Origin of the sequence: Roseburia sp. AF22-2LB, assembly GCF_003461125.1 — a bacterium.
GTDB lineage: Bacteria > Bacillota > Clostridia > Lachnospirales > Lachnospiraceae > Roseburia_C > Roseburia_C amylophila.
Map to the genome: position 1 here is coordinate 244 of NZ_QTWM01000011.1, position 18,806 is coordinate 19,049.

The window sequence follows — 18,806 nt, forward strand, 5'->3', positions numbered from 1 at the left end:
ATTTGGGGATGTAAGATCAGAGCCCTTGCTGCCGCAACACGCTGACGCTGGCCGCCGGACATCTTGGACGGAAACTTATCCAGAACATCAGTGATTTCCAGATAGTCAGCCAACTGCTTCAGCCGCTGGCTGCTTTCTGCTTCGGATACCCCATGCAAGGAAGTCGGGAGCAGGATGTTTTCCCTGCCAGTCAGGTTGTCCAGCAATTCAAAGTTCTGGAATAGATAACCAACTTTTTTGCCACGGTACTCTGCAAGAGCCTTTCCCTTGAGGGATTGCAGAGTATCGCCTTCCACCTGAATGCTTCCACCTGTGGGTTGAATCACAGTCGCAATACAATTGAGCAGTGTGGATTTACCGGAACCGCTGCTTCCCATAATGCCGAGAAACTCTCCCGGCATCACCTGGAAGGTGATCCCATTCAGTGCCTTTGTTTGACTTGGCACATTGCCATAGATTTTTGTTAAATTTTCAATATTCAAAATGGGTTTCATGTGAATACCTCCTATCATTTGTAATAAAATGATAGCATGGGAACACAGCAAATACCACTTACAGTGGTTGTAAGGATTCAAGATATAAGTGGCGGCTCAAGGGGGACGAGCATATATTTTGTAAGAGCATCAGGCGACAATGATAAAATATACCGGATCGCCTCCTTGGCAAACCAGTTCGTTTTAATTGTATCCCAATCAGCAAGTCGGATAATCTCTGCTGTGCCGTTCTCAAAATCAACTGAAATTTCGCCCCATTCGCCGTCGCAGTCTGCTTGATATTCGTAGATTGCGGCGGCGATTTTCTTTTTGCGCTTGGTTTTGGTTTTCTGTTTCAGCCGGACAGCATGGAGCGCACCTTCGGCAACCAGCAGTTCTGTCAGTTTGTCCACCGCTTTCCGGTAGGCTCGCTCTGCACCGCTGGCTGTGCTGCCCTCAAACATAATCGCCAATTCTTCAAAAGTGGGGCGGTTCTTCCATGAGCCAACTCGCCCGCAGGTCATACAGATTGCTAACCGTTTTTCGAGCAAGGTCTGTTCCCGGTAATTCAGCTTCTCAAATGCCCGCTGTACCTTTTCTGCTTGTATGCCGTTCCAGAGGATGTCGGTATAGTTCCAGCTATCGTCAAGGGCTATATCCTCGCCTGTTTCCTCGCCGTCCTCGTCCGTTATATAGAACGGCTGCTGGTTGCGGATTCCACGGACAACTTTCAGATATTCTTCCGCAAGAGCAAGGTCGCAGTTATACTTCTTGGAAAACTGGTTGACCGCATCTTTGGTGTTATGGTACAGCCACGCCATTGATCGCACCATTTTGTAATTGGTCAGAGAGGATACCGACCATTTTTCTTCGCCCATGCGGAAACGGAGCATAGAATCCCAGATGAACGGATAGATGTATGTAGCATACTCCGCACCCTTGGCAGGATCATAGTCCATCAGCTTTTGGAGCATTTGCTCCCGGCAGGAGATCTTTATATCGATAAATCGGTCTGTGTCGTACAGATTGCCGCCGTCCACACTGAGAAAGCCTTTGATGCGCTTGTTGAGCTGCGTTTCGTAGTGGTGCAGAAAGAACGAAAAATATAGCAAATTCTTTTCCCGCAAAGCAGACAGGATATATTCATTCAGACTGTCCACCGCTGGCGGTTCCGGTTCCAGTTGGAAGATGCGCTCTGCCACATAGGGGATGATGCCGTCACCGTGTGGATTAACTTGGTGCTTCGGTATGTATCCGGTCATGTTCCACGAAAAATCATTTAGCATAGCGCACCTCCCTTCTAAGTAATCAGCGGGAATAATTAACCATAATTCCAAGTTTGTCTTGCAGCATTTATATTATCCAGAAGAACAGATGCAGGATTTGCCTCGTAATAGTACGTGCTCATATCCAAAATGCCTTCTTCCATTTCACCCCACTCTGCTGTGCGAGAAACAAAGATTCTATTATATACACACCAATCGCATGTGGTGGTGAAAGCAGCAATATCTGCAAAGTCTTTTGGAAATACAATTCTTCTTCCATTTGATGTTGGCTTAAGATAGTTCTCCATTATTTCTTTGAAATTCTTCAGATCATAATCCGTAGCGTTTTCCAAAGCTTTACAGACAATCAATTCTTCGTGCGTGAATTCTGTAAGTGTTTCTAAATGGTTTGCAAGAATTAGACCATAAATAACGCAAACCTTTGGGCATTCTGCATTTACGGTTTGTTTGAACAGATTGGCTACGATAATAGCCTTTTCCGGGCTGGAGTTTACATAGTTGTAAAGCTCGTTCAATCTTCTTTCGAGATTAAAGCCAGATGCAAGACCGTTCAGTAGATGGCCGAGTTTGAAGGTATTGTATTCAGATAGAAGATCATTTCCTATTCCGCCTACAATTCCCGCAACTGGGTTTACTACGCCCAACACACCAATAGAGCCAGAACGGATTATTTTGGTCATAGGATTGTCCATAACCCGGCTAAGCGCATTCCCAATATCAGTTAAATCATATTTCTGTGCCATTACATATTCCTCATTTCGTCCGTAATTTTGCTTCTTTCTTCAAAGCAGCCTGTCCCATCTCTTTTTCGTAATCACCTTTGGCATAGGCGACATTGCCCAGCGCCCGAAGCATTTTATCCTTTGCCAGCTTTTTCATAACCTCTGCAAGATCAGCGTCCAGAGTACCACGCTTCACATAGCGGTTTATGGTGTTCAGCCGTTTCTCATAAATCTGTTTCACCGGATGATCGTCCGCAAGCTCCCGTTGTTCTCTGCCTTTCAGGTTGCCGATCTGTCGGCAAGTGCGGTGCAGCTTGTCCCCCGGTGCATAGCCGCCGCAGTATTTGGTGTGCCTTGCGTTGGTGGTGAGGAACCACTTGCCGCAGATTTTGCATTTTTTCGGGGCATGACCAACACATAAGCCCTCAAAAAGATCAGACCGGAACATCCCTACAAAGGATACATAGTGCATCCGCTTGACCAGCTTCGCAACTTTTTCGCCGGGACGGATGACCGATACATACTGAACGGAATTATTCAAAGTAGACATCCAGGCATTGCCCTCCGTGATAGAGAACTCCGGCGGAAAATAGTCGCCGAACATTTTTGCAAAACCCTCTGCGGTGCGTTCTGCTTCATTGCCGTCTGATTTTTCTGCAAAATCAAGCATGGCCGTTTGGTATTCCCCAAGGGAGTATGCCAGATGCCCGAAAACTGCGGTATAGCGTTGGAGCATCATCGCATCGGCAAAGTTCTGGATTTCTTCAAATTGCAAAGAATTGGTTGCGGCTTTTATGGCAAACTCCACATATTTCAGCGCATTGTCCACAGTAAAGACTTTTTCAATCCGTTCTCTGTGCTTTGAGATATTCATATAGGAGAACGGCGGTGTTTGACTGAGAATATCAAGCATCGTCAGAGCAGCTTCCGTTGCAATAGGACAGAGTGCAGAAGCATCCTGTCCGGCGTTTAATATTCCAAGCAGCAGATTGATTTTCTCGCATTGCTCGTTCATCTTTGCGATGGTATCCGCAGGGACATTCAGCGCATCACAGGCAAGAGCGCCGACAGGAAGTGTTTTTCCCTCATATATGACCGTATCCTGCCAAAAATCCAATGTCATCAGTTCTTGGTTCATGCTTGCCCCTCCTGTCCTGTTTTTTCATTTTCTTAATTCTATCATGCTAATGTAAAGAAATCTACATCTATCCATAAGTTGTCCTGTTTTTTGAAACGGGGTTGTCCTCCGATTAGCCTGTTTTTTGAAAAATCCGGCATAACCATAGTAGAAGGAGCCAAACCCCTGCCAATCACGGCGGGTGTTTCGTGCTTTCTAAATACTATGAACGGAGGTTTTTCTATGACAATCTATGAAATCATCAAGGCGGCAATCAGCGTAAAGCAAGCCGCAAAACACTACGGGCTGAATGTCAACCGCAATGGTATGGCTTGCTGCCCGTTCCACAACGACAGGCATCCGAGCTTGAAGCTGAACGAGGATTATTTCTTCTGCTTCGGCTGCGGAGCCAAGGGGGATGTAATCGACCTTGTGGCAAGACTGTTCGATCTGAGCAGTTATGAAGCAGCGCAAAAGCTGGCTGCGGACTTCGGGCTTGACCCGAAACCGCCCACTGCCGCAGCTATGGTCAAGCCAAAGCGTCCCTATATCCGTCAGTTCCGGGAGAATGAAATGCTGTGTTTCCGGGTGCTGACGGATTATCTGCATCTGCTGGAAGATTGGAAAATACGATACGCACCCAAGACACCGGAAGATGCTCTGGATGACCGTTTTGTGGAAGCCTGCCAGATGCACTGCTATAACGAATATATGGCAGATGTGCTGACGGTGGGTGATCTGGAAGAACGGGTGGCATTGGTGGACAAGCTGATGCAGGACGACAAAATTGCTTTTCTGCAAGAGTATACCGCACGAAAGAAAAAGGAGGTGGCGCACCGTGGCGAAGAACCGGAAAACGCCTAATATGAATTTTCCTGTCTGGTTTGACGGGCAGAACATCAACGAAGCTCTGTTTTGTGAAGAATTTCTGCATGAGCGCAGAATCATCTTCGCAAACGGAGCTTTTTTCACGCCCGATGGTCGAGTGACGGATGACCTTCCTCTGCGTGGGGAGATTTACGACAAGCTGAAATTTTGTGCCGTGAACAACATCCCACGGAAGATCACCAACATTCTGGAAGTGCTGAAACTGGAAGCGCAGGTGTCTGACTTCCCTCCGGAGCAGGATCGCATCCATGTTGCCAACGGTACGCTGCTCTTGAACGGCACTTTCACCGAAGGCAGACCGGCTATCGTGCGAAGCCGTCTGCCTGTCGGCTATAATCCCGATGCTCCTGCACCGGTAATCTGGCTGAACTTTCTGGATGGGTTGCTTTACGCCGAGGACATTCCAACTTTGCAGGAGTTTATCGGCTATTGCCTGATTCCCTCCAACAAGGGGCAGCGCATGATGGTGATTAAAGGCAACGGTGGCGAGGGTAAATCTCAAATCGGTGCGGTGCTGTCCACCATCTTCGGCACGAATATGAAAGACGGCAGCATCGGGAAGATTTCTGAAAACCGTTTTGCCCGTGCCGATCTGGAACACATCCTGCTGTGCGTGGATGATGATATGCGGATGGAAGCTCTGCGTCAGACCAACTATGTAAAATCCATCGTGACTGCACAGGGCAAAATGGACTTGGAACGCAAGGGCAAGCAGAGTTATCAGGGCTGGATGTTTGCCCGGTTGCTGGCATTCAGCAATGGTGATCTGCAAGCCCTATATGATCGCAGCGATGGTTTTTACCGCAGACAGCTTGTGCTGACCACCAAAGAAAAGCCCATGGACAGAGCCGATGATCCTGACCTTGCAGAGAAGATGAAAGCTGAAGCCGAGGGTATCTTCCTGTGGGCATTTGAAGGCTTACAGCGGCTTGTTGCCAACAACTTTAAGTTTACGGAGAGTGACCGTATCCGGAAAAACCGGGAAGCGGTCAAGCGTGACAACAACAATATCTTTGATTTCATGGAGTCGGAGGGATACATCCGATTGAAAGCGGATGCTTCCATCAGCTCTAAGGATTTCTATGAAATCTACCGGATGTGGTGTGAGGAAAACTCCCTTGCACCGCTGAAAGCCCGTAGCTTCAGCGATGCCATGATTGCCAATGCCGGGAGATTCAATCTGGAGCATTGCAACAACATCACCAACTCTGCCGGACGGCGGGTGTGGGGCTTTATGGGCGTGGAAGCTGTGGCAAGACCTCATATAAATGGATTTTACGATGTTTCGCCGTGTACGTACGTACCGGAGGACTGGCGGGATTGATTTTGCCAGTCATGCTCTGTACGTATGTACGCAGCATTTACCCCTGTTTTCTTCCGTTATAGGAAACAGCAGCTTTCAAAGCTGACCTGTTTTCGGGCATTAAAAATCAATGGTAATGGAAACAGCAAAGTTTTTGACCGCAGGACGAAACTATTTCACGAAATCGTGCTTCTCTGAACCGTGTACCCTGTTCACGGAACAATGGGTGTTTTCACTGTTCCAGACCAAACCACACAAAACGGCAAAGTGGGATATGGTCATATATGGACAGGACATCACAAGCGAAATTCTGAACGGATTTCGGAGATTGCAGATTTTTCACTGTTCGGTGCATCCACTCCACCTTGGAGCGCAGAGGTTGCACCGACACATGAACTGAATTATGGAGGATTTTATCAATATGAATATACGCAACGAAATAAAGGCACAGATCATCCGTGCCGGGATGACCATGCAGGAAGTTGTTGACCTGCTCTCGGACGAGTACGGATGGAGCGACAGCGTTTCCAACCTGTCCGCAAAATTACAGCGGGAAAGTATACGATACAAGGAAGTATTGGAGCTTGCCGCTGTGCTTGGTTACGACATCGTATGGCAGAAAAGACGGGAGAAGTGATACCCCGGCAACAGCCCTCCGCATCTCCCGTCCCCATAGGCGCACCGCAGTGCTGCCCATGGACAGGCAGTGAAAGATACGGTTTTCGCTGCCATCGTCTGCAAGAAATGTTCCGCAGAACAGCTTCATGCAGACGGGCTGACCAAGGTAAAAGGCGCAGACATTTTGCCTTGGTCAGCAGAGGTCACCGCAGTGACCGCATTCCCCCTCGGGAGAGCCCTCGGAGAGCCCACGGCACTTTGTAGCCAGCATGGATGAAAGTGTAATAGTGGGTTATTACACTTTGAAAAAGTGCCGTTCCTCAGCCCTCCGCTGTCTGCAAATCTTAAAGAAAGGACAAAAATCTATGGCAAGAAATGATGGAATTGATCGTACCTTAGCCAGAAATCAGGACTTGGAAACTCCGGATGATGTGACAAAAGTACAGGAACACAATGAGCGTGAAAAAGACCGTTATTCCAATGTGGACATCGTGCCGGAACGTACTGCGCTGAATGTTCACTTCAAGTCTCCCACTGACGATTATGTAAAAATGTTTGAGCAGATGGAGCAGGACAAGATCATCTCCACCAGAGGGCTGAAACCGGATGCCGTCAAATATGGCGAGTTGGTTTTCGATGTGAACTCCGCTTATTTCTACAACCACGGCGGCTATGAGTTTGCAAAACAGTTTTATGCCGATGCCTATAAAGCCGCCGTGGAGATCGTGGGCGGTGAGCAGTATATCCTCTCCGCTGTAATGCATGCCGACGAGCGCAACCGGGCAATGTCGGAAGCTCTGGGTGAGGATGTGTACCACTATCACCTTCATGTGGTTTATATCCCGGTGGTGGAGAAACAAATCCTGTGGTCGAAGCGATGCAAGGATGAATCCCTCCGGGGAACGGTAAAGGAAACGATCACACAGGTCAGCCGCAGTAAGAAGTGGGAATCCAAACCCGTTCTTGATGAAAACGGAAATCCTATGTTGAACGCAAAAGGGAAAAAGATTTTGAAGTCGTCCTACAGTGTGCTGCAGGATGACTTTTTCAATTTCATGCGAAACGCTGGTTATACCGATGTAGAGCGTGGAGAATGTGGCAGCACCGAAGAACATCTGACGGTGACACAGTTCAAGGTACAGGCCGAACAGCAGCGTTTGGAAGCTGTGACCGGACAGGTGGCACAGGCCGAGCAGAGCTTAGCGGATGCCAAAGCTGCCACGGAGAAGCAGAAAAAGAAACTGGAAGCTCTGAAAAAGGAAACTCAGGCTGCTAAGTCTGTTGCTATGACTGCACATGAGATTGAGTCGATGGGCAAGAAAAATCCCATTACGGGAAATGTTACCATGACGGCGGATGAGTGCCGCACGCTAAAGGATTATGCGGTCAGCAGCTTTGCGGAAAAGTCTGAGAAGCTGAAATACAAGCAGAAATTCGAGCAGGCAGATAAAAACGCAAAGATATGGAAAGACCGTTTTGAAAAACTGAACAAAGACTATGAGGAGCTGAAACAAAAAGCCCAGCCTTTCCTGGATGCGATTGAGATTGCATCTGAAAAGGTCTGGGCTTTTATCAATGCCATCCTCGCCAGGGGAAAGGAACTGTATGAACACAAACACCCTGCCCGCAATCGTGGACAGGACATGGAAATTTAAGAAAGGAACTATTTGCCTATGAAGAAAACCGTAGATGAAATTAACAAGATGATTATGGAAGATGCCCCGATGGAAGAAATCAACGATGCCATCGGCTATATTGATATTTGCTCCTGCTTCGATCCGATTTTTGAGCCGCCTATTGATTTTCTGGAAGAATGCCGCAAGCGTTGGGAAGCGGCACAGTCCTCTTTCTGCAAAACCATTGAGTGCAAGATCGGAAACACATGGTATGTGATTGAAACGGAGTGTGATGGAAATGAGCCACTTACCGACAAGGTAAAACGGCTCATTTTTTCTGACAAGGGGGTGATTTGTTAATGACTGCGACACAAAAGCATGATATAATTCCAATATGCACAACGGTACTGTCGGCTGACCAACCACCGAAGGAGGATATTATGTTGGATCAGCAGAAAATTACCATTCTCTATTGCCGTCTGAGCAACGAGGATGCCCAGGAAGGCGAGAGTAACAGTATCGCAAATCAGAGAGAGTATTTAACCCGATATGCCCGTGACCACGGGTATACAAACCTGAAAATTCTGGTGGATGACGGTTATACGGGGACGAACTTCAATCGTCCCGGTGTGCAGGAAGGCTTTGAGCTTGTCAAGCAGGGGCTTGTGGGCTGCTGGCTGGTCAAAGACCTCAGCCGCTTTGGTCGTGACTATCTGACTGTTGGACAATATACGGATATTATCTTTCCGAGTTATGATGTCCGCTTTATCGCTATAAATGATGGCGTAGACAGCAACCGGGGAGACAGCGAGGGCTTCGCCGCAATCCGTAATCTGTTCAACGAGTGGTATCCCCGTGATACCAGCAAGAAAGTCCGTGTCAGTTTGCGGCAGAGAGGAACCAGTGGGAAGCACATGGGCAACCCGCCCTACGGATACCGCTGTGACCCGGAGGACAAGGATCACTGGATTCTGGATGAAGAAGCGGCTCCGGTAGTCAAGCTCATCTTCGACCTTTGCATTGACGGCAAAGGCCCGGAGCAGATTGCAAGGATTCTGGAAGAAAAGCAGATTATGACCGCAAAGGCACTCTATGCCAAGCGAAAGAAAAAGCCGATGCCGGAAAGACCGTACCACTGGGGCAACCAGTCCATTGCAGGGATTTTGGAACGGCAGGAGTACACAGGCTGTACCTGCAACTTCAAGACTTATTCCAAGTCCTACAAGCTGAAAAAGCGGATTCCCAATGAGCCGGAGAATATGTTTTATCTGCCGGACACACAGGAAGCGATTGTATCTCAGGCACAGTTTGACAGGGTGCAGGAACTGAGGAAAAACAAACGCCGCCCCGCAAAAGCGGAACGGCAGGGATTGTTCTCCGGGCTTCTGTTTTGTGCCGATTGCGGCGGCAAGCTCCACTTTGCCACAAGCAAAAGCTTTGAGGGCAAGCAGGATCACTACGTCTGCAACAACTACAAGAGCAACCGTGGTACTTGTACTGCCCACTATATCCGGGAAGATGTGCTTCGTGAAATCGTTCTGGAACGCATCCGGGCAGTCAATGAGTATATCCGAAGCGATGTGGACGGTTTTCAGGAGGAATGGCTGCAATGCCGCAGGACTGACCAGGAGCGCAGCATCCGGGATGACAAAAAGAAGCTGGAACAGGCAAAGAAACGCCTTGCCGATCTGGATGTCATCATCGCCCGGCTGTACGAGGACTATGTTCTTGGAAATCTCAATCAGGACAGATACAGAAAGATGTCTGCGGACTATGAAGCGGAGCAGGAACGGTTAAAGCTCGAAATTGAAGTTATCTTTGCAAAATGAAATAAAAAAGAGTTTATATGAACGGAGGTGTTTTGATTATGAAGAAATACTTGAAGGAGATACTAATACTCTTAATTCAATTATTTATGTTTTATGTATTTCCATTATTTGCAGGACCAACAGACGTTATGGGAATGATAGTTTTGCTTATTTTAGCAACATTATTGCTTTCAATTCTAATTGGCAGCATTTCAAATCTGAAAGTAAAGTACTTGTATCCAATAATCATAGCAATTACATTTGTGCCATCTGTGTTTATATACTATAACGAGACAGCATTGATACATTCGCTTTGGTATTTGGCAGTATCATCCTTTGGTTTGATAATCGGCATGGTCATTCATAAATTGATTCTTAAAAAGTAGAAAGAGCAAAACTTTCAAAGGCTACCCAGTCAAAAAGATTGGATAGCCTTTATTTATGTCTTCTAAAATTAAAGTTGAATATCTGCCTTAGCCAATAACTATGGGCTTAGAGGTTTAGTGAGCCAGGCAAATCGCTCCAATCGCCGTATCCACAGATTTATACTCTGTAACAGTTTTTCAAATAGGTTTTGGAATCTCCGTTCAATATCAAATCAGCATATCCAATCGGGTCATTGTAAATCAGATAATCCAGTTCCGACCTCTGATACATATTGTCGGCAACCTCGTTCTCAACCGCAATCGTATCAATCGCAATCATACTACCATCAAAGAATTTCAGTTCCACACAAGCGGTATCCATGTTAAACTTACAAGAAATCAATCTATCCATAAGAAACCTCCATTTTACGGGATGTTATATCATCCCAAAATATTTGAATGCTTCTCGGATTGCTTTCTCTTTTTCCGGTGGACACAGAGGCTGTCTGGAATCTTCGGACTTCGGCAGATTGTAGTTCTTACCAACCTCAATCCCACATTTCCGCTTAATCTGTGAGATATACAGGTTTGATACCTTTAATCCGCTATGTTCCAGTACATAGTCCTTGATCTGCGTGTAGGTTGCCCCATCTTGAAATTCGGACATATCCATATCTTCTAAAGAGAACTCAACCCGAATCTTTTTCGAGTCGACCTCACCCTTGGAAAGCAAAACAACCGTCTCAATATTTCCGGACCATGGGAACATGTCCACGCAGCACATCCGCTCCACCTGATATCCTCTGGCAGTTAAGACCTCCAAGTCTCTTGCAAGACTGGTTGGCTTACAGGAAATATAAATCATGCGGTCTACGCCATAGCGGATAATCTTCTCCAATGCCTTTGGATGGATGCCATCGCGCGGAGGGTCCAATACGATAAAATCCGGTTTTTCGGTAATATCGTCCAATACTTTTAAGACATCGCCGGCTAAAAATTCGCAGTTTTCAAGACCATTTAATGCCGCATTTTCCTTTGCGGCTTCCACTGCCTCTTCTACTATTTCCACACCCACTACCCTTTTTGCGGCTGGTGCCAGCATCTGTGCAATGGTTCCGGTTCCGCTGTATAAATCGAATACCACCTTGTCTGCCTTCTCGGTCAGCGTATCACCGATATAGTCCCTTGCAGTCTGGTAAAGCACCTCTGCTCCAAGAGAGTTGGTCTGGAAGAAAGAAAATGGTGTGATTCTAAAACGAAGTCCTAAGAGTTCTTCGTAGAAATAATCTTTTCCATATAAAATCTCTGTTCCTTCATCCTTTACTACATCTGCTACACTGTCATTTTTCGTATGAAGAATTCCTGCAATGCTGCCGTCTAAATCAAGTTTACATAACGCGTCTTTCATTCCGGTCAGCAAATCTTTTTCTGAAGATACTGCTTCTGTCAGGCCATCCAGAATATGCTCTGCGCCTGCCGTTACAAGGTCAATCAGGATCTCTTTGGTCTTTACCGCTTTACGCACCAGTAAATGACGCAGATATCCGGTATGCCGCATCCTATGATAATAGGAAATCTTTTTTTCTGCAAAATACTGCTGCACACAGCTTAATATCTTCCGATAATCTTCATCTACAATTTTACAGTCCGTTACCGAAACAATATCATAAAAGCTGCCACGCTTATGCATGCCAAGAGCAAGGGGACCATCCTTATATTCATCCCCAAAAGTAAATTCCATCTTATTACGGAATCCGAATTCATTCGGACTTGCTTTTACGCCCTCAAAGCTGTAGGTTTCCGGGTCTACTACCGCATCCATCAGTTTCTTCACCTGCTGTCCTTTTAATACAAGCTGATCTTCATAGGATAAATTCTGATAAGTACAGCCTCCACAGATTCCAAAATGCGGGCATGGTGCTTCCGGCAGCTCATTTGGTGCTTTCTTCAAAACTTCCAGTAAGCGGCCTTCGCCTTTTCCCTTTCTTACCTTATTTACAGAAAAGGAAATCTCCTGTCCCGGTAATACGTTTTTTACGATTACCTGCTTTCCTTCTTCTACTTTTACGACTCCCTTATTCGGGAAATCCACATATGCAACAGTTCCCTGTAATACCTGACCTTTTTTCATACTTACCTCACACGAACAATTCTTTTCCAGAAACACATGTCATCCGCAGCGTTTCCAGCACACTCAGTAAAAGGGCTGCATGATATCACACAGCCCTTTACATCTTCACCTGTTAAATTATGCAAATGATAATGATTATTTCTCTTCCTCGTCATCCTCGTCAAAGAAATCATCTTCAAAATCATCATCGAAATCGTCTTCAAAATCCTCCAGATAATCTGGTGCAAAGAAACGATATAATCCATAAGCAGCTGCAGCAACTACTACAACAATGCCAATGATTGCAAAAATTAAACCAGCTTTTGATTTTTTCTTCTCTTCCATTATTTCCTCTTTCTCCTTTTTATGCAATAATTCTGTTACTTTGTTCACATTTGCGGTTAATAAATTCTTTAATTCTTCCATTTTTTCCATTTCTGACCACTCCTTTTTATGCCAACAACAGTTTTTCATTTTCCTGCCACCTAGAACTCTTTTTATTAATTCATTATAGCATATGTTTCCCCAATCTACTAGAAAAAATTACAAATTCATAAAATTTTTATAACTTTTTCAATTTGGCAAAGGATGCAAACATCTTCTTCACACCTACACCGGAAAAATCAACAGTAACCTCATAATCCCTGCCGCCGTCAATAATCTGCTTTACGACTCCGGTGCCGAATTTCATATGGGAAACGGTATCGCCCACAGCATAATCCAACGGCTTTTTCATTGTAGAATTACCAAAATTTCTTGCTTCCGGTACGCCGGTTCTGCGCAGTGCCATCGGCTTTGCCGAAAATGCATTCTTCGCCATCATACTTGGTTTCGGAATATCCGGCATTTTTTCCTTCTGGATGGTTCCCGCCAAAAGTTCCCGCGGAATCTCTTTTACGAAACGGGACACCTTATTATACTGTGTTTCTCCTCGTATCATACGCATTCTTGCGCAGGATATGGACAACCGCTCCTTGGCTCTTGTGATTCCCACATAGGCAAGACGGCGCTCTTCTTCGATTTCCGCTGTTGGATTTTCTGCACAGATTGCACCGAATCCCGGAAACAGTCCGTCTTCCATTCCTGCCAGATAAACCTGTGGAAATTCAAGACCTTTTGCACTATGTAACGTCATCAGCACGACATAGTCCTGTGTCTCATCCACACTGTCAATATCTGCAACCAGAGCAACCTCCTCTAAGAATCCGCTTAAGGTCGGCTCTTCTTCGCTTTCCTCATAAGTAACCGCTTTGGAAATCAACTCATCGATATTTTCCATTCGCTGCTGCGCTTCCTCTGTATTTTCTGCTTCCAGCTCACGGACATAACCGGTTTCTTCAATAATTTCCTGCAAAAGCTCTGATACACTGATATATGGTAACTTGCTCCGCATGCTCTGAATCAGCATTACAAACGGTCTGATTTTTGCAGATGCCCGTCCGATTGTGCCAATCTCTTCTGCCATTTTTAAGGCATTATAAAAGGTAAGACCGTTTTCATCGGCATAATCCTGCACCCTGCTTAATGTCGTTGCTCCAATTCCACGTTTTGGCACATTAATAATACGGCGTACCGCCAGATCATCCATGGCATTGTCAATGGTCTTAAGATAAGCCAGTAAATCCTTGATTTCTCTTCTGGAATAGAAGTTTACACCACCTACAATCTTATATGGTATGCTGGCTGTGATAAAACGTTCCTCAAAAAGCCGGGACTGGGCATTGGTACGGTATAACACGGCACAGTCTCCGTAATGATACAAGCCTTCCCGCACTTTGCTCCGGATATCTTTTGCTACATAATCTGCTTCATCAAATCCGGTTTCAAACTGATGAAATGCAATTTTTTCGCCTTCCTCATTCTCAGTCCAGAGACGTTTTGCCTTTCGTCCCACATTATTTGCAATGACCCCATTGGCTGCATTTAAAATATTCTGGGTGGAACGGTAATTCTGCTCCAGCTTGATGGTGACTGCATTTGGAAATTCTTTTTCAAAATTCAATATATTATAAATGTTTGCTCCACGGAATTTGTAAATGGACTGGTCATCATCACCTACCACGCAGAGATTCTTATATTTGCCTGCCAGCAGTTTAATCAGCTGAAACTGTGCCGTATTGGTATCCTGATACTCGTCCACCATAATATAACGGAACCTCTCCTGATAATAATCCAGCACTTCCATATCCGACTGGAAAAGCTCTACGGTCTTTACAATCAAATCATCAAAATCCAGTGCATTATTTTTCCGTAACACCTGCTGATATTCCCGGTAAACGGCTGCTTCCTTCATTTTCCGGAAATCTCCCTGCGCCCGTAGGGCATATGCTTCCGGACTGATCAGCTCGTCCTTTGCAGAAGAAATGGCCGCAAGCAAACTTTTTTCCTTATACATCTTCGTATCAATTTCCAGACGCTTGCAGATATCCTTCATAATGGTCTTCTGGTCTTCTGTATCATATATGGTAAAGTTGGTTCCAAATCCGATATGGTCAATAAAACGGCGCAGAATTCTCACACAAGTAGAATGAAAGGTAGATACCCAGATATTTTCCGAGCCATAGCCCACCATGTCATCAATACGCTCCCGCATTTCGCCTGCAGCCTTATTGGTAAATGTAATCGCAAGGATATGATAGGGATTGACTCCCAGTTCCTCTATCAGATATACCGCCCGGTGGGTCAGCACACGGGTCTTTCCGCTGCCTGCGCCCGCCAGCAGCAACACAGGTCCTTCTGTTGTAAATACACCTTTTTTCTGTTCTTCATTTAATGAATCGTATATACTCATAATGCTCCTTTACTCTCCTCAATACCACTCCGCTCAGTATACCATACTTCCTTAATGGATGGGAACATATTTTCTGTATTTCTTTTCAGATTTCTTTTTGTACTGTCCGTCGAACGCATTCATGCGTTCTTTTCCCTTATGTTTATTCTATTGTAGTTGCATCACGCAATGTCATTTACACATCACAGCGTCATTGTATATGCTTTCTGTCTTTTTTCTTCTTGTTATCTAGTTTTCAATACTATATAATAGGTATGAGGTGAATTCAAATGACAATTGATGCAAAAGATTTATTAAACAGTATTTTATCCAGTCTGTCGCGGATTGACTATATCCGTCCGGAAAGTATTCCAAATATTGACCTTTACATGGATCAGATTACAACCTTCATGGATACCCAGCTTGCAGCTTCCAAGCGTCATCCCGATGACAAGATTCTGACCAAAACCATGATTAACAATTATGCGAAAAACAATCTGCTTCCACCGCCGGTCAAGAAGAAATACAGCAAAGAACATATTCTGATGCTGATTTTCATTTATTATTTCAAAAGCATATTAAGTATCAATGATATCGAAAGTATCTTAAATCCTCTGGCAAAACGTTTCTTCAATGCAGAAGGAGAATTCAATCTGACAACTGTCTATGAAGAGGTGTTCAGTCTGGAACGGGATGAAGTAAAAAATCTGATGAAAGATATTACCAAGAAATTTAACACCAGTTCTACCACCTTTGCAGATGCGCCGGAAGAAGACCAGAATTTTCTTCATACTTTTTCCTTTATCTGTATGTTAAGTTTTGATGTATTTGTAAAGCGTATGTTGATTGAAAAGCTGATTGACGAGACGAAAGAAATGGAAAAAGAAGCCGAAGATGAGCAGCGTGCTGCAGAAAAGAAAGCTTCCGAAGAGAAAAAAGCTTCTGAGAAAAAGACTTCCGGGAAAAAGTCGAACGAATAAAAAGCCATATGCCTGGAAAAAAGAATGTGCCTTGGCACATCCTCGCAGAGCGTTTTTTACTTTACAGAAAAGCAATTTCCTGTAAATCGAAAAAGCACCAGTTTTCGAACCGGTGCTTTTCTTTATCATTTACACGATTTTGCGTAAAAATTATATATCGCTTTAATTTTACCTCTGCTCTTCGTTTTAATTTTCCTCTTTTTTTTCTTCTACCGGCTTCACATTCGTTCTGGCAAATACCATATCATATCCATCGCATCCATAATTCAGGGAACGGTTCACACGACTGATGGTCGCTGTTGATGCGCCAGTTTTCTCTGCAATATCAAGATAAGTTCTCTGCTCACGCAGCATCTTTGCCACTTCATATCTCTGTGAGAATGCCAGTAATTCATTTACCGTACAGACATCTTCAAAGAATTTATAACATTCCTCTTTATTTTCAAGGCTTAAGATTGCATCAAACAAATGATCCACTGCTTCCGTTCTTACATTCTTACTCATTCTGCCTCTCCTTTTCGTATTATACTTATTTCAATACAAAAATGTTAGCATATTAAAGTGTGAAAGTAAACCGTTTTTCGAAAAATTTTCTTTTCAATTTTCTTTTCAAAATTTTTCTTTTCCTGAACCGTAAGATTTCTGTTTCTGGAAATTTTTAATCCAGAAGATTCTGCATACTCTTTAAGGTAATTACCAAGGTAGATGTATTATGAAGTAATGCAGATACGGTTGGCTGCAGGACTCCTGCCACGCCAAGCACAATCAGTCCTGTATTGAATCCAACAATTGTCCGGTAATTCTTATGAATCCGTTTCATCAATGCATTACTCAGCACCTTTAAGGTTACTATCTCATAAAGATTATCTGCACCGATAGTTACATCTGCAATTTCTCTTGCAATCTCTGCTCCATCACTGATGGCTATTCCAATATCTGCCGCAGATAATGCCGGTGAATCGTTGATACCATCTCCAATCATAATGACCTTGTGTCCTTCTGCTTTGGCTTTCTCTACAAAACTTGCCTTATCTTCCGGAAGTACCTCGGAGTAATACTCGTCTACGCCCACTCTTGCTGCAATGGCGGATGCTGTACGTTCACTATCCCCTGTCATCATAACAACTTTCTTAATTCCGGCTGTCTTTAAGGAATTTACAACGGCTGCTGCTTCATCACGAAGCGGATCTTCAATACAGATAACGGCTGCAAGGCGGTTCTCAATTGCCATATAAAGGTGTGAATATTCTGATGGAAGGCTGTTAAACTGTTCTTCATAGCCTTCCGGAACCACACATTTTTCATCTTCAAATACAAAGTGATAGCTTCCGATTACCACACTCTTTCCTTCTATAGTGGAAGAAATTCCGTGGGCTACAATATATTCCACCTTAGAATGTAGTTCTTCATGCACAAGATTCTTTTCCTGGGCTGCATCTACAACTGCTTTTGCCATAGAATGAGGGAAATGTTCCTCTAAGCAGGCAGCAATACGTAAAAGTTCTTCCGTGGGCTTATCCGTAAAAGAAACCACATCCACTACGGTAGGCTGTGCTTTGGTCAGAGTACCTGTTTTGTCAAAGACGATGGTATCTGCTTCTGCCATTGCCTCTAAGAATTTGCCACCTTTTACGGTAATATTGTGCACACTTGCTTCACGGATTGCAGACAATACAGATACCGGCATTGCAAGTTTTAATGCACAGGAAAAGTCCACCATAAGAACTGCTAATGCTTTTGTGGTATTTCTGGTAAAGAGCCAGGTAATGCCTGTTCCTAGTAATGTATACGGAACCAGGCGGTCTGCCAGATGCTCGGCTTTACTTTCCAGGGAAGATTTTAACTTCTCTGACTCTTCAATCATCGTGACAATTTTTTCAAATTTGCTGGAGCCATTTACTTCTTTGACACGAATGGTCAGTTCTCCTTCTTCCAATACGGTTCCGGCATAGACATAACCTTCTACACTCTTATGCACCGGAAGGGATTCGCCGGTTAAGGATGCCTGATTTACCATCGCATCCCCTTCCGTTACCACGCCATCAAACGGAATGACATTTCCCATATGAATACAGACTTCATCGCCTTCTTTAATCTCAGATGCCGATACCAGTATTTCCTGTCCATCCTGACACAGCCATACTTTACTGACATTTAAGGACATACTTCTTGCCAGATCATCGACGGATTTCTTGTGTGTCCACTCCTCTAAGATTTCTCCAATGCCCAGTAAGAACATAATGGAACCTGCTGTATTGATGTCATTGCGAAGCAGAGAGACTCCAATAGCTGTTCCATCCAGCACCGGAACCTCTATCCTGCCCTTCGCCAATGCAGACACTCCAGCCCACAAATATTTCACGGAACGGACCATGGTAATTCCTGCGCGGATTGGATATGGCAGGAACATCTTACTGCCCATACGGAGTACCACTTTATTTACCAGCTTATCCCAGTAAGTCCGGTTCAGCTCCCTGCCGGAATTCTGTAAAAAAGTCTCTGGCACATCCACTTTCTGATAAGAGAAATGACGCAGTGTCTCTATCATCTCCTCACGATTTCCCACATAACAGACTACTGCATCCTGTAAACGTTCATTTACTTTCACTGAAGTGACACATTTGCAGTTACTCAGGTAATATTCCATCATATCTGCCTGGCGGAAACTCATCCCGCCCTGAATGATATGAATACGAAGTCTTCCTTTTATCTCATGTTTTATAACAAATCTCATATTACATACTTCCTTA

The 18,806-nt window shown here is 44.7% G+C and carries 18 protein-coding genes; 8 read left to right on the forward strand and 10 right to left on the reverse strand.

Annotated features, from left to right (window positions below; all coding sequences use genetic code 11):
• The 4 genes from DWX96_RS12915 to DWX96_RS12930 all read right to left on the reverse strand — a co-directional run.
• Positions 1-494, reverse strand: a 494-nt coding sequence (locus DWX96_RS12915; protein WP_242988801.1) for an ABC transporter ATP-binding protein, incomplete at its 3' end; no start/stop codon positions are given.
• Positions 495-571: 77 nt separating this feature from the next.
• Positions 572-1,759, reverse strand: a complete 1,188-nt coding sequence (locus tag DWX96_RS12920) for a hypothetical protein (RefSeq protein ID WP_033121506.1) — start codon at positions 1,757-1,759, stop codon at positions 572-574.
• Between the two features lie 35 nt (positions 1,760-1,794).
• On the reverse strand, positions 1,795-2,502 hold the full coding sequence (locus tag DWX96_RS12925) for a hypothetical protein (RefSeq protein WP_055228676.1): 708 nt from the start codon (positions 2,500-2,502) through the stop codon (positions 1,795-1,797).
• Positions 2,503-2,512: 10 nt separating this feature from the next.
• Entirely contained in the window at positions 2,513-3,619 is a 1,107-nt protein-coding gene (locus tag DWX96_RS12930) for a DUF6076 domain-containing protein (protein WP_118057728.1), read from the reverse strand.
• Between the two features lie 222 nt (positions 3,620-3,841).
• Here DWX96_RS12930 and DWX96_RS12935 point away from each other — a divergent pair, with 222 nt between their 5' ends.
• From DWX96_RS12935 to DWX96_RS12970, 7 genes are all read left to right on the forward strand, one after another.
• Positions 3,842-4,462: a CHC2 zinc finger domain-containing protein gene (locus tag DWX96_RS12935; protein ID WP_118057727.1), complete on the forward strand. Its 621-nt coding sequence runs from the start codon at positions 3,842-3,844 to the stop codon at positions 4,460-4,462.
• Between the two features lies 1 nt (position 4,463).
• Positions 4,464-5,810 (forward strand): DNA primase family protein, encoded by a 1,347-nt coding sequence (locus DWX96_RS12940; protein WP_117347204.1) that lies wholly within the window; start codon positions 4,464-4,466, stop codon positions 5,808-5,810.
• Positions 5,811-6,210: 400 nt separating this feature from the next.
• Complete coding sequence (locus DWX96_RS12950) at positions 6,211-6,426, forward strand: hypothetical protein (RefSeq protein WP_055228675.1); 216 nt, start codon at positions 6,211-6,213, stop codon at positions 6,424-6,426.
• A gap of 346 nt (positions 6,427-6,772) precedes the next feature.
• Positions 6,773-8,062 (forward strand): plasmid recombination protein, encoded by a 1,290-nt coding sequence (locus tag DWX96_RS12955; RefSeq protein WP_033121833.1) that lies wholly within the window; start codon positions 6,773-6,775, stop codon positions 8,060-8,062.
• Between the two features lie 18 nt (positions 8,063-8,080).
• Complete coding sequence (locus DWX96_RS12960) at positions 8,081-8,383, forward strand: hypothetical protein (protein ID WP_033121834.1); 303 nt, start codon at positions 8,081-8,083, stop codon at positions 8,381-8,383.
• An 80-nt stretch (positions 8,384-8,463) separates the two neighbouring features.
• A complete protein-coding gene (locus DWX96_RS12965) occupies positions 8,464-9,852 on the forward strand; it encodes a recombinase family protein (RefSeq protein ID WP_242988802.1) in 1,389 nt (462 codons plus the stop codon).
• A 38-nt stretch (positions 9,853-9,890) separates the two neighbouring features.
• Positions 9,891-10,217 (forward strand): hypothetical protein, encoded by a 327-nt coding sequence (locus DWX96_RS12970; protein WP_055303614.1) that lies wholly within the window; start codon positions 9,891-9,893, stop codon positions 10,215-10,217.
• A 157-nt stretch (positions 10,218-10,374) separates the two neighbouring features.
• On the opposite strand, the gene DWX96_RS12975 is transcribed toward DWX96_RS12970, so the two are convergent.
• The 4 genes from DWX96_RS12975 to pcrA form a co-directional block, all read right to left on the reverse strand.
• A complete protein-coding gene (locus DWX96_RS12975) occupies positions 10,375-10,608 on the reverse strand; it encodes a DUF6061 family protein (protein WP_055303613.1) in 234 nt (77 codons plus the stop codon).
• 24 nt (positions 10,609-10,632) lie between these two features.
• Positions 10,633-12,327 (reverse strand): 23S rRNA (uracil(1939)-C(5))-methyltransferase RlmD, encoded by a 1,695-nt coding sequence (gene rlmD, locus DWX96_RS12980; RefSeq protein WP_118057726.1) that lies wholly within the window; start codon positions 12,325-12,327, stop codon positions 10,633-10,635.
• Positions 12,328-12,462: 135 nt separating this feature from the next.
• Entirely contained in the window at positions 12,463-12,741 is a 279-nt protein-coding gene (locus tag DWX96_RS12985; RefSeq protein ID WP_022242638.1) for a hypothetical protein, read from the reverse strand.
• 127 nt (positions 12,742-12,868) lie between these two features.
• A complete protein-coding gene (pcrA, locus tag DWX96_RS12990; protein ID WP_118057725.1) occupies positions 12,869-15,097 on the reverse strand; it encodes a DNA helicase PcrA in 2,229 nt (742 codons plus the stop codon).
• A gap of 269 nt (positions 15,098-15,366) precedes the next feature.
• On the opposite strand from pcrA, the gene DWX96_RS12995 reads away from it, so the two are divergent.
• Entirely contained in the window at positions 15,367-16,056 is a 690-nt protein-coding gene (locus tag DWX96_RS12995; RefSeq protein ID WP_117699168.1) for a DUF1836 domain-containing protein, read from the forward strand.
• 186 nt (positions 16,057-16,242) lie between these two features.
• Here the strand turns inward: DWX96_RS12995 and DWX96_RS13000 are convergent, their stop codons facing one another.
• On the reverse strand, positions 16,243-16,560 hold the full coding sequence (locus DWX96_RS13000) for a YerC/YecD family TrpR-related protein (RefSeq protein ID WP_022243413.1): 318 nt from the start codon (positions 16,558-16,560) through the stop codon (positions 16,243-16,245).
• Positions 16,561-16,714: 154 nt separating this feature from the next.
• Positions 16,715-18,790 carry a heavy metal translocating P-type ATPase gene (locus tag DWX96_RS13005; RefSeq protein WP_118057724.1) on the reverse strand — a complete coding sequence of 692 codons (2,076 nt, stop codon included), beginning with the start codon at positions 18,788-18,790 and terminating at the stop codon, positions 16,715-16,717.
• Between the last annotated feature and the right edge of the window lie 16 nt (positions 18,791-18,806).